Below are 24,775 nucleotides of genomic sequence, written 5' to 3'. Positions count from 1 at the left end.
GGCGCCTGCCGTCGTCACGACTTCGGGATGCACAGCCACTTGTCGCCGCCCTTGGCCGCAGGTGCCCACTTGTTGGTGCCCGTCATGAGCTGAATGGGCCAGCCGCAGATGTTCGTGTCGTGCACCTTCGCCGTGCCGAACGTGTACGGCGTGCCGATCATCGGGTCCTCGATCGGCTTCAGGCTGTGCAGCGCATCGGTCACGTTCTGCCGCGTGATCGCCTTGCCGTCCTTCTTCATCTGCTTCAGCACGGTGATGAAGTGCGTCGCAGCGAGATAGCCGCCCTGGCTGAACGCGGTGAGCTTGATGTTGTTCTTGTCCATCAGGTCGCGCCACGCCTTGGTCTGCGAGTTGACCTCGGTGAACGGGTAGAACTCGGCGGGAACGTAAACGCCCTTGCCGGTGTCCGTCACCGAGTTCGCGTAATTCGTGCTGTACACGCTGGTGAGCAGCAACCAGGTGACGTCGTTCCAGCCCATCGCCTGAGCGTTCTTGAGCATCGCGATGGAGTCCGGCTCCACGGGGTTGTTCATGATCGTCTTACATCCGGCCTGCTTCGCCTTCACGAGGTAGGGGGTGTAGTCGGATGCCCCGTAGGGCACCGTGTAGTCCGCGTAGAACAGCTTCTGCCCTGTCACGCTCTCCCACTTGGCGATCGCCGCCTGGTACGCGGGTTTCGTGTTGCCTGCGATCTCCAGAAGAGCGCAGATGTGGTCGGCGTGCAGCACCTGGGTGCCGTACACCAGCGTGAGGGTCGTGTCGTTGAACGGACCGACGTTCGCCGGCGAGATGTTCGGGCTGTCGAAGCATCCGCGATCCACCCCGATGCCGGGAATGGAGAGGATGCCCTGCTGCTGGTAGTACTTCGCGTTCAGCTCGCACTCGATGAGGCTGGCGCTGCCCACCATGGCCACCGCATCGTCCTGTCCGACGATCTGCCTGGCCAGAGCGGTCGCGGTCGCGGGATCGCCCTTGTCGTCCTGCGCGACGTACTTGATCTTCTGGCCGTCGAGACCGCCCTGTGCGTTGAACTGGTCGAACACGGCTTTCGCCGCTTGCGATGCCTCCGGGAAGGTGGCGGGGCCGCTGTCGGTGTTGACCGAACCGACCACTATCGGGCTCTTGTCACCGCTGCCCGAGCCACTTTGACTGCAGCCGCTCAGTGCGAGCATTCCGGCTACGGCCACTGCCGCAACCGCCATCAGCTTCTTCTTCATCGCTTGCCTCTTCCTCGAGGGATCTCAGGTGGAACGGTGTGGTGCTGTGCTTCCTGTTTGTTCGGATCTCGTCTGCTCAGATGTCGGTGCCCAGAACTCGTTTGCTCAGAGCTCGTGTGCCCGGAGCTCGTTTGCTCAGAGCTCGTCCACTCGGAGCTCGTTCACTCAGAACTCGTGCGTTGCGCGGGCAACGAGCAGGGTGTCGGTGAACTGCTCGAAGGCGACGACCTTCGTCTCGCGCACTCGCCACACGTGAACGACCCGCACGTGCATGTGCTCGCCGGTGGCCTTGTAGGTGCCGCTGTAGGTGCCGAGCCCGACGACGGTGTCGCCCGCGTCGAGCAGTTCGGTGATGGATGCCGTGTAGCCGTCCCATTCGCGTCCCAGTCGCTCGAACACGTTCGCGCGCACCGCCTCAGGGCCGATGTATGTTCCGGCACACGGAAAGCCGGCCATCTCGGTCCAGCGCACGTCGTCGGCGAGCGGGGCGAGCATCCCGTCGAGGTCGCCGCGGTCGTTCGCGTCGTAGTGCGCCTTCACGACGTCGTATGCGGTCACGGTCGTCCTTTCAGTCGTTGCGCTCACACCGGTTGCACGTCGGGGTAGCCGACCGAGCCGAGCGGGTAGATGTGGCCTCCGGCACGCGAATGCTCCGGCCGGCCCTCGCCGTCCAGCCCGAGGAACACGCCGGTGGTCATGAGCTGATAGCCGAGGTCGTGCAGCCACACGCTGGCGACGGCGATGCGGAATTCGCGGAAGCAGAACAGGTACAGCCCGTCCGCGAACTTCCACACGGTCGAAAGGTCGGTGTCACCGTGGCCGCGTTGCACGCCCTCCAGGCACTGCCACGAGTAGCGCCTGCTGGAGAGGTAGACGTGCTCGTAGAGGTGGTGCGGGCTGTACCGGTACACGTTGCGCTTGCCGATTAGGTCGCGGCTCGGCCCCGGCACCTCGCCGGATGCCTGCCCGCCGTCGGTCACGCCCGCCCAGAACCGCTGCGACACCCGCGGAATGCCCTCGACCTGCGCGTCGTCGATGTGCGACCGCACCGCCAGGGCGCGATGCGTCGTCGTGGAGTAGACGATCGTGAGCGCCTCGTTCGTCGTGCTGGTCAGCGGCAGATGCACGAACAGCACGTCGTCGCGCACCGCCACGGCGTCGTACGGGTCGACGGTGCCCTCAGCGGCTTCGATCGAGCCGGATGCCGACCAGCTGACCGTGTCGGATCCGAACGCGAGACGGATGACCGTGCCATCCTCGAGCGTCACCGTCACGGTCGTGCCGTCGAGCGAGGCGCCCGGCAGGCGATACGTGTCGATCCCCGCCGCGAAGTCGTCGTACGTGCGCCACTCGTCGTCCGTCGTGTCGTCGGCCGTGGTGCCGGCTGTGCTGTCGGCCATGCTGACTCCTCACCGGGCCGCACCGATGCGAGCCCTCGTGGTCAGCGTCTTGCGGGCGCCGATGCCCCCTCAAGGCCGCGCACCGGATCGCGCGCCGACAGTCAACCGACGTGCCCTCGGCGGCAAGTTGAGCACACGGTCGCAGACCGGTGATCGACGCGGGCTCCCGGGCCGCCACCGTGCAACTTGATGGCCGAAGGTGTCGCTTCACCGGGGTGGTGACGACAGTTCGGGACAGCAAGTTCGAGGGTGGTGGGACTAGAGCAGGATCGCGCGCGGCCCGGCTGTCGTCTGGCGCGCGGGAGGCCTGGCTACCGTCTGAGTCACTGGCGGCCCGGCTGCCGTCAAGCTCGCGGGCGCTCGGGCTTGAGCAGGCTTGCGGGAGGCCTGGCTGTCGTCTGGCGCGCGGGAGGCCTGGCTGTCCTCAAGCTCGCGGGCGGCCTGGCTGCCGTCAAACTCGCCGGCGACCCGACTACCGCTCAGCGCCTACCGTTCAGTGCGTCGCGCGGAACTCGCTGGGCGAGACGTCGAACAGCGACTTGAATGCGCGGCTGAAGTGGGCGGCATCCACGAAACCCCACCGTGCCGCGATGGCTGCCACTGAACGGTCGGCGTACACCGGATCGACGAGGTCACGCCGGCACTGCTCCAGCCGACGCAGCCGGATCCAGGTGGATACCGTCGTCTTCTGCTCCTGGAACAGGGCATGCAGGTGCCGGGTGGAGATGAAGTGGGCCGCCGCGATCGACGCAGGCGACAGATCCGTCGATGCCAGGTTGCGGTCGATGTGCGCACGGATGCGCTGCATCAGCGCCCGGTGCGGGTCGCCGCCGGCGTCATCCAGCCCGAGCTCCCGGGTGAAGACCGTCGTCACGAGATCGAGCGCGCTGTGCGCAAGGCGGGCCCCGACGCTCCCGGCCAGTTGGTCGAGGTTGACCGCGAGCTGGCTGAGGTAAGGCGCCACGACGGCTCCGACGCCGTCGCTGCCTGAGATGCTCACGGCAGTCAGCTCACCGACGAGGTCGGCCGGAAGCGTGATCAGGTGATGCGGGAACATCACGACCATGGTGCGGAACTCCTCGTCGAAGACGAGCGAGTACGGGCGGCTCGTGTCGTACACGGCGAGGCTGCCCGGTTCGAGCAGTGCCTCGCGCCCGTCTTGGATGAGCAGCCCGCGACCGGCGAGCATGAGGCTCACCTTGAAGTAGTTGCGTCCGCCCCGTGCGACCAGCTCCGGCGTTCGCTCCACGACGTGCGGCGCGGCGCGGAGGTCGGTGACGTGCACCTCGTCGACCGCCGCGCCGCGTATGACACTGCGGAAGCCGTCGACGTGCGAGGCGGTCACCTGAAGCGGCACGAAGGCGTCGCTCACGGCCACACGGAAGTCGTTGATGTTCCGTGCGACGCTGGTTGCGACGGTCTGCGGCCTGGTCGCGGCGGGCAGCGTCGCGGGGGATACGGGCATCGTCACCGGCATCTTCACCTCGCACATCTGAGGTCGAAACACGACCACTCAGGATTGTATACGATCCTGGCTCCGACCGCCCTGATGAAGGATCTTCAGTTGACCAGGAGCGCACGCGGATGGCCACTGTGCGCAGGGTGTGCCGGTGCATGACGGGTGTAGATGCCGCGGGCATCCCGCCGCGTTGAGTTTTGTGTCAACAACTGTAGAATGACGGCCACGGCACATCGAAGTGACGTCGACCTCTCACAGGTAGGCGCCCGCAGCGGGCACGTCGGCGGAACCGATTCGCCGGCGATCACAACGAGGTTCCACCCCCGAACCGCCAACCGAGAGAACAACGAATGAAGAAAGCAACTGCTGCACTGGCAGTGTCCGCGGCGCTCGTCCTGGCGCTCAGCGGATGCTCGGCCTCAGGCTCGTCATCGTCGTCCACGACGAGCAGCGGAAAGGCCGCAGCCGCGGGTCCGCTCAACATCGGCAACTTCGCCGATGTGACCAACTGGGATCCGTCGAAGGCCGACATCGGCTTCGACGGCCCTTACCTTTCGGCGGTTTACGATCCGCTGGTCGCCTCCGACGCCGACGGCAAGCCCGTTCCCGCGCTGGCAACCAGCTGGGACGTCTCGTCCGACGGTCTGAAGTACACGTTCCACCTGCGCACCGGAGTGAAGTTCAGCGACGGTGAGGCCTTCAACGCCGCTGCGGCGGTGAAGAGCCTGGAATACCTCAAGGCGGGCGCTCGCTCCAGCGAGGCGTACGGCAACGTGTCGAAGATCGTCGCCGACAACGACAACACCGTCGAGATCGACCTCTCCAAGCGCGACGACACCATGCTCTACCTCATGGCGATCGGTCGCAGTTACATGATGGCGCCGAAGGCGATCGAGGCCGGAACGCTGTCGAAGACGCCGGTCGGCTCCGGCCCGTACACGCTCGACAGCTCGAGCGTGCCCGGTTCCATGTACAAGTTCGACAAGGTCAAGGGCTACTGGGACGCCAAGGACTTCCCGTTCAGTCCGCTGACGATCCAGCCCATTCAAGATGCCACGGCACGCGACAACGCCATGGTCTCCGGTCAGATCAACGTGAACTACGGCGACCAGACCGCTCTGAAGCAGGCGCAGACGAACGGCTGGAACGTGGCATCCAAGCCGTCCATGTGGGTCGGGCTGCAGTTCACCGACCGCTCCGGCGAGAAGTTCAAGCCGCTCGGAGACGTGCGGGTACGTCAGGCGCTGAACTACGCGTTCGACGGACAGGCGACGCTGAAGTCCATCGGCAACGGCGACGGCAAGTACACCAACCAGGTGTTCCCGGTGGGCGGCGCGGGCAACGACCCGTCGCTGAACTCGATGTACGCCACGAACATCGCGAAGGCGAAGAGCCTCATGGCCGAAGCCGGCTATGCGGACGGCTTCGCTCTGCACATGCCGATGTCGCAGGCATTCCAGGCGTGGCAGCCGGTCGTCGACCAGGTGTTCAAGCAACTGAACATCAAGGTCACCTGGGACAACATGCAGTACATGGACTACCAGAAGAACGCGCCGACGTACCCCATGTTCGTGTCGGTGGTCGCGATGGACTCCAACGAGATCGCCACGGTGCAGCGGCAGATCAACCTTGCGCAGTGGTACAACCCGACACCCCAGGTCGACAAGTTCCCGAAGGTGCAGCAGCAGGTCGACGCCGTGCTCAACGCGGCGCCGAAGGACCAGCCGGCCCAGGTGAAGAAGCTCAACAAGCTCATCACGTCGCTCGCATGGTTCTCGGTCTGGTACCAGGCGAACAACAGCTACATCTCCACCTCGAACATCACGGTGACGCCCGTCGTCGGCATGATGTTCCCCACGCTGCGGCAGATCCAGCCCAAGGCGTGAGACCAGCGGGCCGGACCGAGCTGACTCCCCGGTCCGGCCCGCTTCCCGGCGGATGATGCCGACACAACCCGGCCCCACCGGACTCCCACCCCCGAACCAGACTGGCAGGATGTCTGCTCGATGCTCAGATTCACTCTCAAGAGACTGATCTCCGGTCTCGTGTTGCTCGTCGTGGTCGCGACGGGCACGTTCTTCCTCGCCCACGCGGCCATCCCCGACCCCACAGTGGGCCTTCTGGGCAGCGCCGCCACTCCGCATGCCCAGCAGGTGCTCGCACAGCAGCTCGGCACAGACCGCCCGCTGTTCGTGCAGTTCTGGGACTGGTTCAGCCACCTCGTGGTCGGCGACCTCGGCACCTCGTGGCGCAATTCGCAGACCGTTTGGTCTCAGATCGCCCTCAAACTCCCGGTGACGCTCTCCGTCGTCACGTTCGCGATGATCCTCTCCGCGATCTTCGGCGGCCTCTTCGGGGTGCTGGCCGGGCTGCGCCCCGGAAGCATCGTCGACCGCGTCGTGAAGATGGCATCCGTCGTGCTGTTCGCGCTTCCAGGGTTCTGGGTGAGCATCGTGCTCGTCATCTGGTTCGCCGTCGACCTGCGCTGGTTCCCGGCCGTCGGCTACGTGCAGCCGACGGACTCGATCGGCGGATGGCTGCGCTCGATCACCCTTCCGGCCGTCGCACTTGCGCTGGGCGCGATCGTGATGATCGCCGAGCAGCTGCGCAACGCGATGATCACCGCGAATCGCCAGGACTACGCCCGCACGCTACGCAGCCGCGGGCTCTCCGGCACGCGCGTCACGCTGCATCTGCTGCGAAACGCGGCACCCTCGTCGGTGACGGTGCTCGCCCTGATGTTCGTCGGTCTGCTCTCCGGCGCCATCGTGGTGGAGCAGGTGTTCGCCCTTCCCGGAATCGGCGCTCTCACCAACGGTTCATCGCAGAACGGTGACATCCCCATCCTGCTCGGCATCACGGTCGTGACGGTCGCGTTCGTCGTCGTCGTCAACTTCCTCCTCGACCTGGTGCTCGGCTGGCTCAACCCGAAGGCACGTGTGCAATGAGCGCTCCCATCGCCGAGACCATCGACCCGCGCGCGCTGTCGCGGTCGTCGCTCCTCGTCCAGTTCCTGAAGCGGCCGGCGGGCGCGATCTCGATCGCCGTGCTCGTGCTGCTGGTGCTCGTCGCGGTGCTCGCGCCGCTGCTGGCGCCGCATGACCCCAACCTCGTGACCTACACGCTGACGAAGGCACCCCCCGGCCCTGGCCACCCGCTCGGCGGTGACAGCAGCGGCCGGGATGTGCTCAGCCGGCTCATCTACGGAACGCAGCTGACCTTGTGGGGCGCGTTCGTCACCGTCGTGGTCGCCCTGGTGATCGGCGTGCCCTCTGGTGTCGCAGCCGGGTACTTCGGCGGCAAGTTCGACCAGGCCGCCACCTGGGTCAGCGACGCGCTGCAGTCCGTGCCGGGCATGATCATCCTGTTGATCGTCGCGGCCGGCAGCCGCAACAACTTCGAGCTGCTGATGGCGTCGATCGGCGTGCTGATGGCGCCGGGGTACTACCGGTTGGCTCGTTCGACCACGATGAGCGTGCGCAACGAGGTGTATGTCGACGCGGCCCGGGTGGCGGGTCTCGGGCACACGCGCATCATGGCCAAGCACATCGTGAAGTCGGTGTATGCGCCGGTCATCATCCAGACGGCTCTGACCGCGGGCATGGCGATGGGCATCCAGGCCGGTCTGCAGTTCCTGGGCATCGGCAGCGCGAAGACGCCGAGCTGGGGCGCCATGATGAACGACGGATTCCAGAACATCCTTCTCGATCCGTGGCTTCTGCTGTGGCCGTCACTGGCGCTCGGCATCGCGATCGCGGCGCTCGCGATCGCCGGTTCGACGTTCGCCGAGCTCGTGGCGGTTCGCACGCCGAAGGCGCGCAAGCGTTCGCGGCGACGCTCGAAGGCGTCCGCCGATTTCGGGTCGACGACGACGGGTGTGCTCGTGCACGCACCCACGGCGTCAGCAGTGCAGATCGAGAACCTCCACGTGTCGTACGACACCGCGCACGGCGAGGTCGAAGTGGTGCACGGCATCAATCTCGACGTCGCGCCGGGCGAGGTTCTGGGCATCGTCGGCGAGTCCGGGTCGGGCAAGTCGCAGACGGTGTTCTCGATCCTCGACCTGCTGCCGAGCACCGGGCACTCTCGGGCCGACGCGATGTGGATCGAGGGCCGCGAGGTGTCGAAGCTGACCCGCAAGCAGCGCGCGAGGCTGCTTGGCAGCGTCATCGGGTACATCCCACAGGAGCCGATGTCGAATCTCGACCCGAGTTTCACGATCGGCTTTCAGCTCACCGAGCCGCTGCGGCGAGTTCACGGCCTCTCGAAGAAGGAGGCGAGGGCACGTTCGCTGGCGCTCTTGGAGCGCGTGGGCATCGTCGACCCGGCGCGGGTGATGGCGTCGTATGCGCATCAGCTCTCCGGGGGCATGGCGCAGCGCGTGCTCATCGCGGGGGCGCTGGCAGGCAACCCGTCGGTGCTCGTCGCAGACGAGCCGACGACGGCTCTGGATGTGACGGTGCAGGCCGAAGTGCTCGAACTGCTGCGCGAGTTGCAGGCGGAGTACCGAACGGCGCTCATCATCGTCACGCACAACTTCGGCGTCGTCGCCGACATCTGCGACCGCGTCGTCGTCATGCAGTCCGGCTCGATCGTCGAGTCGGGCACGGTGCACGACGTGTTCGGTGCTCCCGCCGAGGCGTACACACGCGAGCTCATCAGCGCGTCGCTTGACGATGCTGCACCCCGTGCAGAACTCGACGCGCAGCACGCGTCGCAGCGTGACGGTGGAACCGACGCGCCAGGAGCTGGCACAAACATGACGTCTGGTTCGCGCGCAACGGACGCGCAAGGCGCGGGCGCCGAGAAGGCGTCTGGTTCGCGCGCAACGGACGCGCAAGGAGCGGGTGCAAAGAAGGCGTCTGGTTCGCCCGCCACGGACGCGCAAGGAGCGGGCGCAAAGAAGGCGCCCGGCCCGAGCACCACGGACACGCAAGGCGCCGGCGCCGGCGACACCGCGACCGCATCCGGCACGGTGGGCGCGGACGCAGACGAGGACGCAGAGAGGGAGGTGCTCGCATGACCGCCGAAGCACAAAGTTCGGCCGGCCTGCTCACTGTCGACGATGTCTGCGTCGACTACACGACCGGGCGGCGCAAGCAGCCGTTCCGTGCGTTGAAAGGGGTCTCTCTCCGAATCGGAGCGGGCGAGTGCCTGGGCCTGGTGGGGGAGAGCGGGTCGGGAAAGTCGACGCTGGGCAAGGCGATCCTGGGGCTGGCCCCTGTGGCCAGCGGCACGATCAAGTTCGACGGCAAGGACATCACCCACGCGAAGGGGGCGGAGCGCCGAGCGCTCGCGTCGAGCATCCAGGTGGTTTTCCAGGATCCGTACGGCTCGCTCGATCCGCAGTTGACGATCGGGGAGATTCTCGCCGAGCCGCTGACGGCGGCCGGAACCCGGCGCGGAGCGGCGCGTTCCTCCGTCGGGGAGATGCTCGAGCGGGTCGGGCTGCCCGGGTCGGTGGTGGATCGGTATCCGAGCGAGTTCTCCGGGGGGCAGCGGCAGCGGATCGCGATCGCGCGGGCGCTCGTGCGTAAACCCCGTCTGGTCGTCTGCGACGAGCCTGTCAGCGCACTCGACCTGACGACGCAGGCCACCATTCTCGACCTCTTCATCTCCTTGCAGCGCGACACCGGCGTGTCGTACCTGTTCGTCTCGCACGATCTCGGTGTGGTGCGCCGCATCTGTCACCGTGTCGCCGTGATGTATCACGGTGAGATCGTGGAGAGCGGTGACGGTGAATCCGTGACTCGTGACCCGCAGCATCCATACAGCAGACGCTTGCTGATGGCATCGCCGGTGGCGGATCCGTCGCGACAGGCCCAGCGTCGTGAGGCGTGGTTGCGCCTGAAGGACGAAGCGGCGTAGGAGGTCACAGTTGCGGCCGAGGAGCCACGCAGCGTGGGGCGATGCGGGCTGCGGCTGCGGGAAACCAGGCAGCGTGGGGCGTTACGGGCTGCGGCTGAAGGACACGGCAGTGTGGGGCGCTGCGGCTGCGGCTGAGTGACCAGGAAGCGTCGGGCGCCGTGGCTCCGGGCGAGGGTCGTGCCGCAGAGGGTGCGTCGAGGTGGCGACGGCTTCGGGTTGAAGCTGAGACTGTCGATCGTGACGGCCAGCGGCCGATGGGCAATGAACGGACTGGCGGTGCAATCCGACGGCCTGTGAGAAAGGCGCCCGACGGTTTCCGCCACGAGTCGAGGACATCCTGCTTATCCGGTGCGTTGTCGTAGGTGTTCCCAGGTGGTGCTCTTGGGGCATAGCGGTGTGGGCGGCAGGTTGAACCCGGGTGGGGCGATGAGTTCGTAGGCGGTGCGGTGTCTGCGGATGCGCCAGTGGTTGTTGTGCAGGTTCAGATGGTGGAATTTGCAGAGCAGGACCCCGTCGGCGATGTCGGTTTTGCCGTGGCGGGCCTCCCATTCGTCAATGTGGTGGGCTTCGGTTTGCCAGGGTGGTCGGTCGCAGCCGGGCCAGAGGCATCCGCCGTCGCGGGTGCGGAGCACGATGCGTTGGGCGGCGGTGAAGAGTCGTCTGGTGTGCCCGAGGTTGAGGACACGTCCGGACCGGTCGACGGTGATCGGCGCGATCCCGTCGGTGCACGTGGTGGCCTCGACGAGTGCGGCAGGGACGGCGAACACCGAGCCTTCGAGTTGACCTGCCGGTGCCGTCGTGCCGGCGTCACCTTCGATGACGTCTTCAGCATCGATCACTGTGATGACACGCACAGCGGGACGGTCGGAGCGGAACACGGTGTTCTCGTCGCATCCTGCACCCGAGTGCAATACATCGAGGAGGGTGTCGAAGGCGAGTTGCTCGTTGCTGCGTGGGTCCTGGAGCAGGCGTTGCGTCCACGCGACATCGTCTTGGGCGATGAAGCGTGGTCCGCCGCGTCTGGGGCTGAGGGCGAGGTCGAACAACTGGGTGAGGAAGATTCCGGATTCATCGTCGCAGACCGCGTGCAGGTTCAGCGCCCCGTCCCGGTCGTGCCAGGTCTTCACCGAGCGGCGTTCGTAGCGGCCGGTGAAGCGTTCTTGAATCCCGTCGGGGTCGATCCGGTCCCGCACCTGCCGGGCACGTCGCAGGAGATCCTCGTGCAGGGTGGCGCACTCGTGCTGTTGTTCGGTGGCGTAGGTGACGAGCTCGGTTGCTGCCGCCCGCCGCACCTCGATGCTGCACGCGTCGGACACGCCGTCCAGGGTGCGCATGATCATGTGCCCGTATTCCGTGGACAGCGTCCCGCCCATGATCGCGGTGGTGACCGGATGCTGCCACGGCAGAACAGGCTCGGCGGTGGGCGTCCTGTCGGCGTCGTTCGCGCCACTGTCACCCGCGCCGGCGTCGTTCGCGCCTGTGTCACCAGCATCCTCGGCTCCCGCGCCGGCGGGGTTGTCGATGAGGCTGCGTTGTGCGGCGTCGGTTTCACCGATCAGTTCGCCGACTTTCACCTGTCGGGACGCTTCGCCTTTGGATTCCCCGGTCAGGGATTGCACAAGCTGGACCGCGGTGCGGTGCCCGCGTCGTTGCGCAAGCCCGCCGTGTCCGAGGGAGCGTTCGGAGCGTTTCGCCGCCTCCCCGGCAGCGACGGCGATCACCCGGTCGAACTCCGCCCGACCGTTAGCAGCTTGCGCGAGCAGGGCTTCCAGGTCTGTATCGGGGAGGTGGCGCACCGCTTCGATCAGTGATGGTGAGTTCGTTGGGGCGCCTGCGTCAGCGTCGTCGAGTGGCGGTTTCTCCAAAAGGGCGCACACCATCGCGGTCATCTCGGGGAGCCGCGTGAGGTGGAATGCCATGCTCTCACTATATCCGAATAATCGAACAAAGTATCGACTTGTGGACAACTTCTCAAACCCCGTACTTGGGGACGGAAAGGCGGAAGGGCGGGACAGTATTCGCGAAGAATAGAATAGAGTTACGATCATCATGATCCCAGCGCATCCTCCGGCCGAACGCCCAGGGCAACCACCTACCGTGAGCTCATGCGCGACCTCGACTGGGACGGAAGTCGGAACATCCGAGACCTCGGCGGCCTGCCCACGCCGCTCTCGTCGACCGGCGTCACGATCGAACGGCGCATCGCGCGCGGTCCCCGCCGAGAACTGCTCACCGATGCCGGCTGGACGGTCGCTCGCAGTTGGGGCCTCCGTTCGGTCGTCGACCTGCGCAACGAGGGTGAGATCGGGCGACGTGAAACCGATCCGGTGGTCGAGGCGCTCGACGCCGTCTCGATCGTGCATGCGCCCACCGAGGACCAGAACCATCCCGAGTTCCGCGCGGTCTGCATGCCCATCCTCGACTCGCCCGAATACTGGCAGCACAACCTCCGCATCCTGCCCGGCCACGTGTGCGGCGTGCTCGTCGCGATCGCCTCCGCGAGGCCCGGCATCCTGATGCACTGCTCCGCCGGCCGCGACCGCACGGGCATGATGACTGCGCTGCTGCTCGCGAACGCGGGGGTCAGCGCCGACGACATCTTCGCGGACTACGCGACCTCTGTGCGAGCCATGGCCGGCACAGCCTCGCACGACGCACCCTCGCACGACAGGCAGGCATCCTGGACGCCCGCGCAAGTGGAAACCTGGCTCGCCGAAGTCGAGTCCCACGTGCGAACATTTGTGTCTGATATCGACGACACTCTCGGCCGGCTCGCGATCGATCAACCGACTCGTCGGGCGCTGCGCGGACTCCTGACCGATCCGCAGAGTTGACCAGGAACCGGAAACGCCCACCAGCCGCTGCCGGCCAGGGGGTCGCTTGCGCCCGCCTGGCCGGATGGAACGGTGCTCTACCCATCGGAGAAGCGAGTCCTCGACGCGGCGCTGCATCAGGTCGAACAGCTGATCGGGAATCCCAACCACACCGTTGCCGCAGCGGCGATGGACACCACCGGCTGCATCTTCACCGCCGTCAACGACTACCACTTCACCGGAGGCCCCTGTGCCGAGCTGGTCGTGCTCGGTGTCGCAGCGGCCGCCGGCGCCGGACCGCTGACGACCATGGTGGCCGTCGGAGACAAGGGGCGCGGCGTGCTCGCGCCCTGCGGTCGTTGCAGGCAGGTGCTATTGGACCAGCACCCCGACTGCCTGGTCATCCTGCCCTCGGACGACGGCGGGACGACCATGCCGATCCGGCACCTGCTTCCGTACGCGTACGCGCGTCCTGAGGCGATCCCGGAGCGATTCATCCGCTTCAATCCGCGCTACTACAACACCGTGGCGTCTGGACGCAAGACCGCTACGACCCGCCACGACGACCCGTGCGAGGTAGGCCCCGCCTGGCTCGTGTTCGAGTTCGAGGCGGGCTACAAGCGGCTCCCGGGATTCGTCGAGTCGATCGAGACGAAGCGCCTCGACGAGCTCACCGACGAGGATGCCTGGCTCGAGGATGGCGGAACGGCCGACGACCTGCGCGCAGGGCTTCGCGGCCACTACCCCGGCATCCGAGACGATGCGACCGTCGACTTCGTGCGCTTCCGGGTGCGGTAGGCACTGAGCGTGACAGCCGAAGGCCGCGTACCCTTGGATCATGCGTTCCCAGCGTTCGGCCTCGTGGTGGTGGCTGCAGTAGCAGCCGGCTGATGCATTTTCGCGGGCTGCACGGCAGCCTGCGTTGCGATCGCGGGGCATCCGTCCGTGCAGCCCTTCGGTTGGAGGGATGTCAGATGGACTCGTTCGTAGCGACTCGTTCGCGGATGCCCGAGCTGGAAAACAGGATCGCGGCGCGTCCGTCGAGCTTCCGAATGCTCACCGGCGAACGAGCGACCGGCCTGCTGCACCTCGGCCACTACTTCGGCTCGATCCGGGAACGCGTGCGATTGCAGTCGCTCGGGGTCGAGACCTTCTCGATCGCGGCGCTGTGCACGGGCTCGACGCCCGAAGCCGTCGCCGACGAGATAGGCGTCAAGGGGAGCGATGCCCTCAAAGACGTGACAATCGGCGCGGTGAACGCCTTCCTCGCCGCCCACCGCGCGCGTCGGTCCGAGTTCGCCGCGGAGCCCGGACTCGTCGAGAAGATCCTCACCGCGGGCAACCGGCGCGCGAATCGACTCGCCGACGTGACGATGGACGAGGTCCGGGACCACATGGGGCATGACCTACGCACACAGCCGTGGGCAGACGTGTGCAGAAGCCCCTCGCACATCATCCCGCGCCGCTGAATAATGGACCCGTGGATGCCTGGAACGAGCAGATCGCCGGAGTCGTCACGTTCCCCGATGGCACGCGTGTTCGCGGCAGGGGGCTCCACGAGGGAACACCGGGCGGGGAGCTGACGCCGCAGTTCGGGCTCTACCTCACCGGGAAGCCGCACATGGAACCGGATTGGGAGTGTCGGTGGGTGCGCTGGCCCGACTTCCGTCTGCCGCATTCCACCGCCGAGGCGGTCGGCGCGCTCGCCGAGGTGTTCCGCCGCGCCGCGTCGTCGAAGGTCGAGATCGCCTGTGCGGGCGGCACGGGGCGAACGGGGTCGGCACTGGCCATCCTCGCCCGACTCAGCGGTGTTCCGAGCGGCGATGCGATCGCCTGGGTTCGTGCGAACTACCGGCCGCGGGCGGTCGAGACGTTCCGGCAGCGACGGTGGGTGCAGCGCACACCCATCTGAATCAGCCCGTCACGCCCAGCGCCCGCCGCATCATGTCGATCAGCGAGTGCACGGAATCGACGAGGTCCGAATGTTCGGGCTGCTGCACGATGAGCCAGGCATCCATGGCCTGTCCCATGCCGAACGCCACGGCGATGAGCAGGTCGGCGGGCAGGTCGGCACGCACGGCTCCGACGCGCTGTCCCGTGGACACGGTCTGCATCAGCCACGGCATCATGTCCTGCTCGGCCCGGCTCTCGGCATCGCGCAGCGCGGGGGATGCGGCGCCGCTGAGCCAGTCCCTGAGCAGCGTGCCGGTCTGGGGCGTCTCGGCCAGTAGCCGCATCAACCGCAGGTAGTACTCCTCGATCGCATCCCAGAACGCATCAGCGCCGGCGGTGTCCTGCACCCGCAGCTGGCCGCCATGCTCGAGCATCCGCTCCACCTGGCGTCGGATGACCTCTGCGTAGAGGTCATCCTTGCCATCGAAGTAGTAATACATGGCGCCCTTGGACGTTCCCGTCACTTCGATGATGCGGTTCAGCGAGGCGGCGGCGAACCCGTGCGTCGCGAACTCCTTCAGGGCGGCATCCAGGAGGGAATCCTGCTGTTCGGGCGGGAGGCGTCTGAAACGTGGGCGGGACATGGGCAACATTCAACCGCCGGGAGGCGGCGGAAGGCGGATCGGATCGCGCAGGCTGCGGCCCATAGCGAGGTTCGCGACGAACGGGATGCCCATGAGCCCGACCACCGTGTTCCGCATCAGCAATTGCACGCGGTTGCGTGGAGCGAACGCGGCGCCGAGCCCGATAGCGGCATCCTGCTTCGTGAGCACGAGGGATGCCAGTCTCCGCTCGTACCCGGCGAACGCCTCCTGGTGGTCGCCTCCCGTTCGATCGAGTTCGGATGCCAGCACGTACGCCTCCACCATCGCCAGCGCGGACCCTTGGCCGGCCAGGAATGATGGGCAGGCGCCCGCGTCCCCGATGAGCGCCACGCGGCCGCGCGACCAGGTCGGCATCCGGATCTGACTCGCCTTGTCGAGGTAGAAGGTGCGCGCTCGCGGCAATGAGGCGAGGATCGCGGGCACCTCCCATCCCACGCCGTCAAGACGCGTGCGGAGCAGCTCCTTCTGGGCAGTGTCATCGTTCTGCGGCACCTCGCCGTCGTAGCGGAAGCTGAAGCAGAACATCGTCGCGTCGTCGCGCAGAGCCAGTCGAAGAGACTGAACGCCCACCTGAGTGTGGGTCACGGCGACCAGCTCGTCACGTGGGCGGTATCCGTCGAGATCGAACACGGCGACGGTGATGCCGAGGTATCTCTCGTACTCCACGTCCGGGCCGAAGACGAGATTGCGCACCTTGGAGTGGAGGCCGTCCGCGCCGACGACGAGGTCGAACTCGCGTTCCGGCCCGTGGGCGAACGTGACCCGCACGCGGTCGCCGTCGTCCGTGATCGACTCGACCGTGTCGTCGAAGATCGTCTCCACGTCGCCTTCGAGCGACTCATAGACGGCCCGGGCGAGGTCGGAGCGCGCGATGCTGACGTATCGGTCGGCAGCTGCACCGTCGATCACGCGCAACGGGTCGAGATGGACGATGCGGCGGCCGCTGTCGGAGACCTCACGCAGCTCACGTACTCGATACCCCTCGCGCATCAGCCGCGGCGCGATTCCCATGTGCTCGGCGACCTCGAAACCGGCGCCCCAGAAGTCGATGAGGTAGCCGCCGTCGCGCAGTCGTGGCGCACGCTCGACAAGCGTCGGCTCGTGTCCGATCCGTCGCAGCCAGAATGCGAGCGTCGGACCGGCGATGCCGGCCCCGACGATCAGAACCCTCATATCGGCATCCTTCGATCATGCTGAGACCAGTGGTTAGACCACTGGTCTCAGCATGACACGATCGAGTCGATGTCGCGAGGGGCTCGATAGCGCGAAGAGGCGCATCACACCGCAGTGGCCACCAGCACGCGCGGGCTGCCCGGAACATCCACGTATCCCTCGAACGCCCATCCGGTGTCGGACAGCCACGACTTCACGGTCTCCTCCGGCCACACGACGGTGCCGTCGAAGTTGAAGTACTCGGCGGCGTGGCGGGCATCCAGGGCGCGCTGCTGCGGAAGCGAGTCGAGGAAGAAGTCGAAGACGGCCAGAGTCGCGCCGTCCGCGGCGGACTGCCGCAGGTGCTGAAGGATCTGGTGGTTCTCGGCATCGGTGAACCGATGGATGACGTGCACGGCCAGCACGAGGTCGTGGTCGCCGCCCGGCACGGTGATGACGGTGTCGCCCGCCTCGACTGTGATGCGATCCGCCAGACCGGCTTCCGCGGCGGCCGCCTTGAGCAACTCGCCGGATTCCGCGGGATAGACGAAGCGGGCCCTGAGCTCGGGGTTGCGCTTCAGCAGTTCGATCGACCACCCGGCCGTGAACCCGCCGAAGTCGAGGACCGACTTCTTGCCCGATGCGTCGAACGCCTCGCCGAACCCGCGTGCGTGCAGTCCGTTGTACTGCATCACGCCGGCCATGAACATCGCCCAGCCCGCCTCGTCGAAGTCCAGCGTTCCGCCCTCGTCGGCGTCGACTGTGTGACGGTAGTGGCCGAAGGCCTCGAAGCTGCCGAGCTCGAGAAAGTTGAGGAACGCGCCGAGGTCCTGCTCGCCGCCGGTGAGGTACGTCGTGGCGTCGGCGGCGAGCTCATAGCGGCCGTCGCGTCGTTCCAGCAGGCCGGATGCGGTGCATCCGTCGAGCAGAATACGCACCTGCCGCTCGGGATGCTCCGTCGCGGCCGCGACCTCTGCAGCAGTGTGTGCGCCGCCGGCGATCGCGCGGAACAGCCCGATGCGTGAGGCGTTGAAAAGCTGCTTCGACGCCATGTAGCCGGTGGCGATGTCGAGGATGCGGGTGGGGTCAGCGGTCATTGCTGCTCCTTTTTCGAGGGGTACAGGGTTCGAGGGGTACAGGGTTCGAGGGGTACAGGGTTCGAGGGGTACAGGGCACGAGAGGTAATGGGTTCGAGAGGTAATGGGTTCGAGAGGTACAGGGTGAACGTGGGGTTCGGGGGTGAAGCTGTTCGAGGGTTTCGAGGTGAAGGTGATGCACGGGTCCAGGGTCAGATGTCCGAGGGGCTCGGAGCGAGACGTTCGATGGTGAGGGTTCGACGATGCCGTGTTCGATGGTGGAGGACGTCATCCCTTGATACTCTACAAGCGTGGAAAATAAAACTACAAGTGCCGAGACGGATCACGTGACGAGTCCGATCCTCGCGGTGCGCCGATTCCCTGGAAGTGATCCGGTGCTGCTCGTGCACGGGTTCGCATCCGACGGGCGAGCCGACTGGGAAGACGCGGGCTTCGTCGACGAACTCGCGGCGCGCGGCCGCGGCGCCATCGTCATCGACCTGCCCGGCCATGGCGAAGGGCCTGCGCTGTCACGCGGCGAGGCCACGACCGGCACTGTCGCGGACGCGCTCGCCGACGTGGTCGACGCCAGCGGGCACGACGTCCTCGACGTCGTCGGCTATTCGCTGGGGGCGCGGCTCGCTTGGGCGCTCGCAGCCACAGGCAGGGTGCGTCGTCTGGTGCTCGGTGGGCTCAGTCCGATGGATCCGTTCGCAGCACTCGACGCGGATGCTTTGACGGCCGTGGTCGCCGGCGAGCGGGAACCGGCCGATCCGTTGCAGGCGATGTTCGCCCAGATGCTCACCATCCCCGGCCTGGAGGCCCGGAGCGTGATCGCGCTGATGGAAGCGCTCAGTGCGGAACCGTTCGACCCTGCCGTCGACGTGCCCGCCGTGCCCACGCTGTTCCTCTCCGGGACCGACGATCCGATGGCGCAGGGCGTCGAGACGCTCGCGGCCGGCGTACCGGGCGCGACTCTCGTGCGGGTTCCCGGCGACCACCACGGCACACTGCGCTCCCCGGAGTTCCGCGATGCGGCCTTGGGGTTCCTGGCGGAGTAGGGGCGGCGCTACGCGCCGACGGTCCTTCCGTGCGCTCTGCGCCCGAGGCGGTCCTTCCGTGCGCTCTGTGCCAGAGGTGGTCTGTGCCGGGGCTGGTCTGCGCCGCAGGCGGTCTGTGCCAGAGGTGGTCTGCGCCGTAGGCAGACTGAGCCGCAGGCGGTCGCCGGTAAACCGGTGGTCGTGTGCCGCAAATCGGAGACGCGCAGAACCGATGGTCGCTGTTCGCCGATTCCGGCGGTCGCGGTCGGCGTGTCTCCGATTTGCCGCACGGGCGCAGGGTGGTCTTCCGGCAGGGGTATGCGGCCGTTCGCAGGGGCACGCGGCCATCCGGCAGGGTGCGCGGCCATCCGGCAGAGGGTGTTCGACGGCCATCCGACAGAGCTGCACGCGGCCATCCCAGGCCAGACGCTGCCGCGGGCGGCGGATGCCCGGCCGCGGTCCGTTCAGGCCGGCGGCGCCCAGGTGCCGTCGGGGTTGACGTCGCGGTCGATCCAGAGGCCTTCCGCAGCGGACACCAGCCGCTTCGCGCCGACCCGCTCGAGCAGATCGAGCGAGCCGAGGGCATCCTCGAACTGCGCGAACGAGCTGACACCGAAAAGCACGTTGGCCGTCGCAGGGTTCGCGAGGCAGAAGGCGATGCCCAGCTGGGCGGGCGTGGCATCCAGAGTCTCCGCGAGGTCGCGCACGCGCGGCCAGGAGGCGATGATCTGCTCCCGGATGCCGCCGACATCCGCACCGATCTTGCGCTCCGGACTCGTCTTGCCGACCAGGATGCCGCCCTCGAAGACGTCGGATGCCTGCAGTGCGAGCCGTCCATCCGCGAAGAGTCCGCCGTAGAACTCGCCCTCGGCCATCGAGCGCCGCGCAAGGCTGTACTTGAGCTGTGCGAACGTCGGGGGAGTGAGCCCCTCGGCCGCGGCGAAGTCCAGCGCGAGCAGCGCCTCCTCGTATGGCCAGTTGTTGATGCCCCAGTGACGGAAGCGGCCGGCGTCGATCTCCGCCTGAACGTCGAGCACGACCTGGCGGATGTCTACGGGCGCCATGTGGTCGCCAACGACGACCTGGTCCACATCGTCGATGCCGATCCGGTCGAGGGACTGGCGCATCCAGTCGGCGAACGACGTGTTGGGGTAGTCCCAGAGCCAGAGCTTGCCGCAGATCAGGTAGTCCTCGCGGCTCAGACCCGCCTCCTGCACCGTCTCGCCGAAGAGGATGTCCGTGCGCGCCCCCTCCGCATGCGGTCCCAGGTTGTAGTTGCCCACGTCGAAGAAGGCCGCACCTACTGCGTGCGCCCTGCGCACCAGCGCGATGGCCGTGTCGCGCGACATGCGGTCCCAGGTGTTCCACGATCCGAGTGCGAACACGGGCACCTGCTCGCCGGACGGGCCGAGCGCACGGGCCGGAACGCTCCCCTCCGTCGTCTCGCGCTCGCGGGGATCGGAACCCGCAGGCGCCGGCGCGGATGTCTGCGCGGCGGTGGTCGGTGTCGCGGTGGTCAGTATCGCGGTGGTCGGTGTTGCGGCGTCGTCGATGGTCACGGCTCCTCCAGAAGCTCGTCGATGAGCGTTTTTCTACGCTTGTATAATAACGTCTGTAGGGCCGGGACAGTACCGGCTGAAATCAAAGCGCCGTTTTCGAAGGAGTCGATGGTGAGCACACGTACGGTCTTGATCACGGGTGGGGCGGGAGGCATCGGCCGCAGCCTCGCCGAGGCGTTCCGGGAGGCGGGCGACCTGGTCGTGCTGGTCGATCTGCCGACGTCCCGAGTCTCTGCGGTCGCGGAGGAGCTCGGTGTCACCGCGCTCGGTCTCGACATCACCGATGCCGATGCCGTGGCCGCGGGAGTGCAGGAGATCGTCTCGACGCACGGCCCGATCGCGGTGCTGGTGAACAATGCGGGCATCCTGCACCTGCACGGCGATGTGATGACGCTGCCGGTCGCGGACTACGAGACCACCGTTCGGGTGAACATCCTCGGAACGTTCGCCGTGACGCAGGCGGTGTCACGGCACATGGTCGAGGCGGGCATCCGCGGGGCCATCGTGAACATCTCGTCCATCGGAGGCCGGCAGCCCACTCCGGGCATGGGCGCGTACGAGACGACGAAGGCGGCTGTGGATGCGCAGACTAGATGGGCGGCCATCGAACTGGCGGCACACGGCATCCGCGTGAACGCCGTCGCGCCCGGACCGGTCGACACGCCGATGATGAAGGCCGGGATGCCCGAGGGTTCGCCGATGCGCGAGGCGTGGGTGTCGCGCATCCCGCTGAAGCAGCTGGCCGATCCCGCCCAGGTGGCGGCAGCCGCAGTGTTCCTCGCCTCGGACTCCGCCGCCGGCATCACCGGCGTGAGCCTCCCGGTCGACGGCGGGCAGCTTCTGGCCTGACGTGGCGAGCTTCCGGCTCGACGCGGCAGCTGCCGGCCCGACGCGGCACGACCGCGTCTTCCCCGCGAGACTGCACGCCCGCCCCGAAACAGCAGGTAAACCCCGCACTCTCGGGGCGGGCGTGCAGTCTCGCGGACGTGCGGCGCCCAGCGACGCCGGCGCCTGCGCGGGCGACGCCGGGTCACGCTCGGGCGGCCTCCACCGACTCCGACGCCGCATCGAACACGACCTCGCCGCCGAGGTAGGTGAGCTCGACGGCCAGATCGGGCAACCCTGCCGGTCCGACGTCGTCGGGGTCGCCGGAGAGCACGGCGAGGTCGGCGACCTTGCCGCGTTCCAGTGTGCCCTTCCACGATTCGGCGCCGTCTTGCCATGCCGGCACGGCGGTGTAGCGGCGCAGGAGTTCGTGCATCCGGGCGCGGGCGTCGTCGGCCGGACCGAGCAGTCGGTCGGCTGCGGCGATCTCGGTGCGCCAGTCCGGCGACAGCACGGGGGCATCGGAGCTGAGCGTCGCGTTCACGCCGTTCTGCAGGAGCGCGCGGAACGGCCACGATGGGGCCCCGACGCCCGCGGGGAAGGCCGCGTCGGCCCACTCTCCGGTGAAGGCGGCGATGCCGGCCTGCACTGTCGCGCCCATGCCGAGTTCAGCCAGTGCCGCCGTGCTCGAAGCCGAAAGCATGTCGGCGTGCACCAGGTAGTGCCGAAGGTCGGCCGGATGCTCCGCCTTCGCCTCGCGCACCGCATCGATGACCAGGTCGATCGTCCGGTCGCCTGTGGCGTGCACAGCCACCTGCAGCCCTGCCCGGTGCGCCGCGCGGATGACGGCACGCAGGTCGGCTTCCTGCTGCGCCTCGTCGGCGCCCTCGAGCAGCAGTGCGCCGTGCGAGCCATCGACGTAGCAACTGTGGATATAGGCATTGCGCATCGGCGGTATCCCGTCGCCGAACACCTTGACCCCCGCGATGCGGAAGCGCTCCGGATCGGGGGTGGAGACATCCGTATGCCGGATGCCGGCGAGGATGTCGCTCGCCCGGCTCGCACCGTCGACCAGGCCGAACAGCAGGAGCAGGTTCACCCGCGCCCGCAGCAGTCCGTCGGAGTCGAGGCGGCGGTAGGCGTCGAGTACCGCGGATCCGAAACTGCCGGTGGTGCCGGCATCCTCACCGGGGCCGATGCCGGGCTCGGTGTAGCTGGTGATGCCGAGCGAGGCGAGCAGGTCACCAGCGCGCAGGAGCGCGGCGCGGCGCTCGGCATCCGTCGTCACGAGCGGGCCGTCGTCGGGTTCGCCGCCGCCGAAGACGGTGCGCGGCCAGAGCGCGCCGAGCCACGACGCGTGGAGGTGGGAATCGTTGATCCCCGGCAGCACACTGCGGCCATCGAGCTCGACCACGGTGGTGCGCGGACCGGTCAGTGCTTCGAGTCCGGCGCTCGTGCCGACGGCGACGATGCGTCCCGATCGCACCGCGATCGCCTCGCCTCGGCTGTCTGCCGCGTCGAGCACATGCACTCGACCGCCGCGCAGCACCAGGTCGGCGCTGACCTCGTCTTCGATCACGGATTCCTCATTTCGCGTCTGTTGCGGGAATGTCAACGCATGTAGACTAACGCACGTGAATCTTCCCACCACCACCCGAGCAGCGGTGCTCGTCGAACACGGTGCACCTCTCCAGTTGCAGAACCTTCCCCTCCCCGAGCGGATCGAACCGGGAGCCGCTCTCGTGCGGCTGCTGTGCTCGACGCTCTGCGGCACCGACATCGAGATCTGGGAAGGCAAGATGTCGTTCCCCGGCATGCTTCCGATGGTTCTCGGTCACGAGATGGTCGGTGAGGTGATCGCCGTGGGCGATGGCGCGCACGATGCACTGGGTCGCTCGATCGAACTCGGCCAGCGCATCGGCTGGTCCGAATCCGTGTGCGGCCAGTGCTACGGCTGCACGGTGCTGCGCGAGCCGGTGTTCTGCGAGCGTCGCGGCTACGGCTTCCTGCAGCGCAGCGACCTGGCTCCCTTCGCCACCGCAGGCCTGGCGGAGTACGCGTACGTCACGCCAGGCGCGCAGAAGCTCATCCTCCCCGACACGGTGAAAGATGCCTGGGCGGCCATGGCCGGATGCGCGGCCAAGACGGTGCTCAGAGGCTTCGACCGCGCCGGCGGGGTTCGCGCGGGCGATACCGTGGTCATCCAGGGCTCCGGCGCGCTCGGGGTGTTCGCGACCGCGGTGGCTCGCCTCTCGGGCGCGGGAACAGTGATCACCGTCGGCGGGCCGGACTCCCGGCTCGAGGTGGCCAAGCGCTTCGGTGCCCACCACGTCGTGAACATCGACCTCGGCAGCGAGGGAATCGTGCAGCGGGTTCAGGAGCTGACCGGCGGCAAGGGCGCGAACCTGGTGGTCGACCTCGCCGGCGCGCCGAGCGTCGGTCCCGAAGCGATCGGCATGGCCGCGGCGCGCGGCACGTTCGTCGTCATCGGCAGCACCGGGCCGGTCGGTCAGCCGTTCCCGCTCTCCGGGATCATGGGCAAGGAGCTCACGGTGATCGGATCGATCAATGGCGACGTCTCCGACTACGAGCACGCCATCCGGTTCTTCGACTCGTTCGCCAACCGTTTCGACTGGGACGAGTTGTTCAGCGCACCTGTCGGACTGAGCGAGGCGTCCGAATGCATCGTGCACATGCACGAGCAGACCGAGCTCAAGGCCGTGATCGACCCCCGGCTGCCGTGATCGACCCCCGGCTGCCGTGACCGAGCCCGCACCTCACACACCCGCGATTCGCGAAGGAGCGAACATGACAGTGAAGACGACCGAGACCGTGCCGGGGCGTGTGCTCGGGGCATCCGGAGTCCAGGTGCCCGCGCTCGCGCTGGGCTCGTGGCACACCTACGACCGCATGGACTTCGAAGACGCCGTCGAACTCGTCGGAACGGCGATCGAGCGCGGCGTCAACCTGTTCGACGTCGGCGTGTACGGCTTTCCCGGCGTGCAGCCGCCGGCGATCACCGACGTGCTGTTCTCGGCGATCATCCGCGGGGTCGGTGTGGCCCGCGACGACTACCTGCTCAGCGAGAAGGTGTGGACGGATGCCTACGACTCCGGATTCCGCACGCAGCTCGAGCGCGCGCTGTTCCGAGTGGGGACCGGGCATGCCGATCTCGTGGTGCTGGGCGACATCCACCGCGACGACCTCACGATGCACGACATCGCGCAGGCGATGCAGGAGCTCGTGGATGCCGGGCTCACCCGCGCCTGGGGCGTGAACAACTGGTCCGCCGCGAACATCGCCGAGCTGCGTCGCATCGCCGCCGACGAGGGCCTTACCGGGCCGGTCTTCGCGCAGCTGAAGTACTCCGTCGCCCGCCGGTCCATCGCCGACGGGGAGCCATTTGCGGCGTTGTTCGCCGACGGATTCGTGTTCGAGGCCTCGGACTGCCTCGAGGGTGGATATCTCGCAGGCAAGACGGAGCTCTCCCGCGAGGTCGGGCGGGATCCGGGCGAGGTACGAGCCACGCTGCTGCGGAACCTTCCGGAATACGTCGCGCTCGCCGAACGGCTCGGCACGTCGCCGGCCCGCTTGGCGGTCGCGTTCGCCCTGACGCACCCGGCGAACGCGACCACGTTGTTCGGGGCGACGAAGGTTTCGCAACTCGACGACAACCTCGCCGCGTTCGAGCTCGTGGAGCAGCTCGGCGCCGCCGAACTCCGCGCGGCCGTCGACCCGTTCTGGGCCGACAAGAACATCGTCGACCCGGCCGGGCCCTGACGTATCCGCCTGTTTCGCCCCCCGTTCA

22 protein-coding genes are annotated in these 24,775 nt (G+C 67.5%); 12 read left to right on the top strand and 10 right to left on the bottom strand.

The window, feature by feature from the left end:
* Positions 1–14: 14 nt before the first annotated feature.
* The 4 genes from ACYVDK_RS14655 to ACYVDK_RS14640 all read right to left on the bottom strand — a co-directional run bounded on the left by ACYVDK_RS14655 (position 15) and on the right by ACYVDK_RS14640 (position 4,082).
* Positions 15–1,217, bottom strand: coding sequence for an ABC transporter substrate-binding protein (locus ACYVDK_RS14655; RefSeq protein ID WP_460523025.1), 1,203 nt, complete (start codon positions 1,215–1,217; stop codon positions 15–17).
* Between the two features lie 165 nt (positions 1,218–1,382).
* Positions 1,383–1,775 carry a nuclear transport factor 2 family protein gene (locus tag ACYVDK_RS14650; RefSeq protein WP_460523023.1) on the bottom strand — a complete coding sequence of 131 codons (393 nt, stop codon included), beginning with the start codon at positions 1,773–1,775 and terminating at the stop codon, positions 1,383–1,385.
* Between the two features lie 23 nt (positions 1,776–1,798).
* Positions 1,799–2,617 carry a MoaF C-terminal domain-containing protein gene (locus tag ACYVDK_RS14645; protein WP_460523021.1) on the bottom strand — a complete coding sequence of 273 codons (819 nt, stop codon included), beginning with the start codon at positions 2,615–2,617 and terminating at the stop codon, positions 1,799–1,801.
* Positions 2,618–3,110: 493 nt separating this feature from the next.
* Positions 3,111–4,082 (bottom strand): helix-turn-helix domain-containing protein, encoded by a 972-nt coding sequence (locus ACYVDK_RS14640; RefSeq protein ID WP_460523018.1) that lies wholly within the window; start codon positions 4,080–4,082, stop codon positions 3,111–3,113.
* Between the two features lie 344 nt (positions 4,083–4,426).
* On the opposite strand from ACYVDK_RS14640, the gene ACYVDK_RS14635 reads away from it, so the two are divergent.
* The 4 genes from ACYVDK_RS14635 (at position 4,427) to ACYVDK_RS14620 (ending at position 9,944) form a co-directional block, all read left to right on the top strand.
* Entirely contained in the window at positions 4,427–5,962 is a 1,536-nt protein-coding gene (locus tag ACYVDK_RS14635; RefSeq protein ID WP_460523016.1) for a periplasmic substrate-binding domain-containing protein, read from the top strand.
* Positions 5,963–6,082: 120 nt separating this feature from the next.
* Positions 6,083–7,024, top strand: coding sequence for an ABC transporter permease (locus ACYVDK_RS14630; protein WP_460523014.1), 942 nt, complete (start codon positions 6,083–6,085; stop codon positions 7,022–7,024).
* Positions 7,021–9,099 (top strand): ATP-binding cassette domain-containing protein, encoded by a 2,079-nt coding sequence (locus tag ACYVDK_RS14625; RefSeq protein ID WP_460523012.1) that lies wholly within the window; start codon positions 7,021–7,023, stop codon positions 9,097–9,099. Before ACYVDK_RS14630 ends, ACYVDK_RS14625 begins: the two co-directional genes overlap by 4 nt.
* The gene (locus tag ACYVDK_RS14620) at positions 9,096–9,944 is read left to right on the top strand and encodes an ABC transporter ATP-binding protein (protein WP_460523010.1); all 849 of its coding nucleotides are present in this window, start codon (positions 9,096–9,098) and stop codon (positions 9,942–9,944) included. Before ACYVDK_RS14625 ends, ACYVDK_RS14620 begins: the two co-directional genes overlap by 4 nt.
* Positions 9,945–10,285: 341 nt before the next feature.
* Here the strand turns inward: ACYVDK_RS14620 and ACYVDK_RS14615 are convergent, their stop codons facing one another.
* Positions 10,286–11,863, bottom strand: a complete 1,578-nt coding sequence (locus tag ACYVDK_RS14615; RefSeq protein WP_460523008.1) for an HNH endonuclease signature motif containing protein — start codon at positions 11,861–11,863, stop codon at positions 10,286–10,288.
* A gap of 186 nt (positions 11,864–12,049) precedes the next feature.
* Here ACYVDK_RS14615 and ACYVDK_RS14610 point away from each other — a divergent pair, with 186 nt between their 5' ends.
* The 4 genes from ACYVDK_RS14610 to ACYVDK_RS14595 all read left to right on the top strand — a co-directional run bounded on the left by ACYVDK_RS14610 (position 12,050) and on the right by ACYVDK_RS14595 (position 14,669).
* A complete protein-coding gene (locus tag ACYVDK_RS14610; RefSeq protein ID WP_460523006.1) occupies positions 12,050–12,778 on the top strand; it encodes a tyrosine-protein phosphatase in 729 nt (242 codons plus the stop codon).
* 72 nt (positions 12,779–12,850) lie between these two features.
* Positions 12,851–13,555 carry an ASCH domain-containing protein gene (locus tag ACYVDK_RS14605; RefSeq protein WP_460523004.1) on the top strand — a complete coding sequence of 235 codons (705 nt, stop codon included), beginning with the start codon at positions 12,851–12,853 and terminating at the stop codon, positions 13,553–13,555.
* A 176-nt stretch (positions 13,556–13,731) separates the two neighbouring features.
* Complete coding sequence (locus ACYVDK_RS14600) at positions 13,732–14,226, top strand: hypothetical protein (RefSeq protein WP_460523002.1); 495 nt, start codon at positions 13,732–13,734, stop codon at positions 14,224–14,226.
* A gap of 11 nt (positions 14,227–14,237) precedes the next feature.
* Positions 14,238–14,669, top strand: a complete 432-nt coding sequence (locus ACYVDK_RS14595) for a protein-tyrosine phosphatase family protein (protein WP_460523000.1) — start codon at positions 14,238–14,240, stop codon at positions 14,667–14,669.
* A 1-nt stretch (position 14,670) separates the two neighbouring features.
* Here the strand turns inward: ACYVDK_RS14595 and ACYVDK_RS14590 are convergent, their stop codons facing one another.
* From ACYVDK_RS14590 to ACYVDK_RS14580, 3 genes are all read right to left on the bottom strand, one after another.
* Positions 14,671–15,294 carry a TetR/AcrR family transcriptional regulator gene (locus ACYVDK_RS14590; RefSeq protein ID WP_460522998.1) on the bottom strand — a complete coding sequence of 208 codons (624 nt, stop codon included), beginning with the start codon at positions 15,292–15,294 and terminating at the stop codon, positions 14,671–14,673.
* Between the two features lie 9 nt (positions 15,295–15,303).
* Positions 15,304–16,488, bottom strand: a complete 1,185-nt coding sequence (locus ACYVDK_RS14585) for a Rossmann-fold NAD(P)-binding domain-containing protein (RefSeq protein ID WP_460522996.1) — start codon at positions 16,486–16,488, stop codon at positions 15,304–15,306.
* A gap of 104 nt (positions 16,489–16,592) precedes the next feature.
* Entirely contained in the window at positions 16,593–17,564 is a 972-nt protein-coding gene (locus tag ACYVDK_RS14580; protein WP_460522994.1) for a methyltransferase family protein, read from the bottom strand.
* A 290-nt stretch (positions 17,565–17,854) separates the two neighbouring features.
* Between ACYVDK_RS14580 and ACYVDK_RS14575 the strand changes: the two genes are divergently transcribed.
* Entirely contained in the window at positions 17,855–18,604 is a 750-nt protein-coding gene (locus ACYVDK_RS14575; RefSeq protein ID WP_460522992.1) for an alpha/beta fold hydrolase, read from the top strand.
* A gap of 443 nt (positions 18,605–19,047) precedes the next feature.
* On the opposite strand, the gene ACYVDK_RS14570 is transcribed toward ACYVDK_RS14575, so the two are convergent.
* Positions 19,048–20,142: an aldo/keto reductase gene (locus ACYVDK_RS14570; RefSeq protein ID WP_460522990.1), complete on the bottom strand. Its 1,095-nt coding sequence runs from the start codon at positions 20,140–20,142 to the stop codon at positions 19,048–19,050.
* Between the two features lie 108 nt (positions 20,143–20,250).
* On the opposite strand from ACYVDK_RS14570, the gene ACYVDK_RS14565 reads away from it, so the two are divergent.
* Positions 20,251–20,991, top strand: a complete 741-nt coding sequence (locus ACYVDK_RS14565; protein ID WP_460522988.1) for an SDR family NAD(P)-dependent oxidoreductase — start codon at positions 20,251–20,253, stop codon at positions 20,989–20,991.
* Between the two features lie 181 nt (positions 20,992–21,172).
* Here ACYVDK_RS14565 and ACYVDK_RS14560 read toward each other — a convergent pair whose 3' ends face one another.
* Entirely contained in the window at positions 21,173–22,546 is a 1,374-nt protein-coding gene (locus ACYVDK_RS14560) for an amidohydrolase (protein WP_460522986.1), read from the bottom strand.
* A 55-nt stretch (positions 22,547–22,601) separates the two neighbouring features.
* Here ACYVDK_RS14560 and ACYVDK_RS14555 point away from each other — a divergent pair, with 55 nt between their 5' ends.
* Both ACYVDK_RS14555 and ACYVDK_RS14550 read left to right on the top strand, forming a co-directional pair.
* Positions 22,602–23,711: a zinc-binding dehydrogenase gene (locus tag ACYVDK_RS14555; protein ID WP_460522984.1), complete on the top strand. Its 1,110-nt coding sequence runs from the start codon at positions 22,602–22,604 to the stop codon at positions 23,709–23,711.
* Positions 23,712–23,775: 64 nt separating this feature from the next.
* Complete coding sequence (locus ACYVDK_RS14550; protein WP_460522982.1) at positions 23,776–24,747, top strand: aldo/keto reductase; 972 nt, start codon at positions 23,776–23,778, stop codon at positions 24,745–24,747.
* Positions 24,748–24,775: the final 28 nt, after the last annotated feature.

The organism is Humibacter antri, from assembly GCF_054777235.1.
The sequence above is the reverse complement of the archived record's forward strand: the minus strand, read 5'-3'. Positions and strand labels throughout refer to the sequence as shown.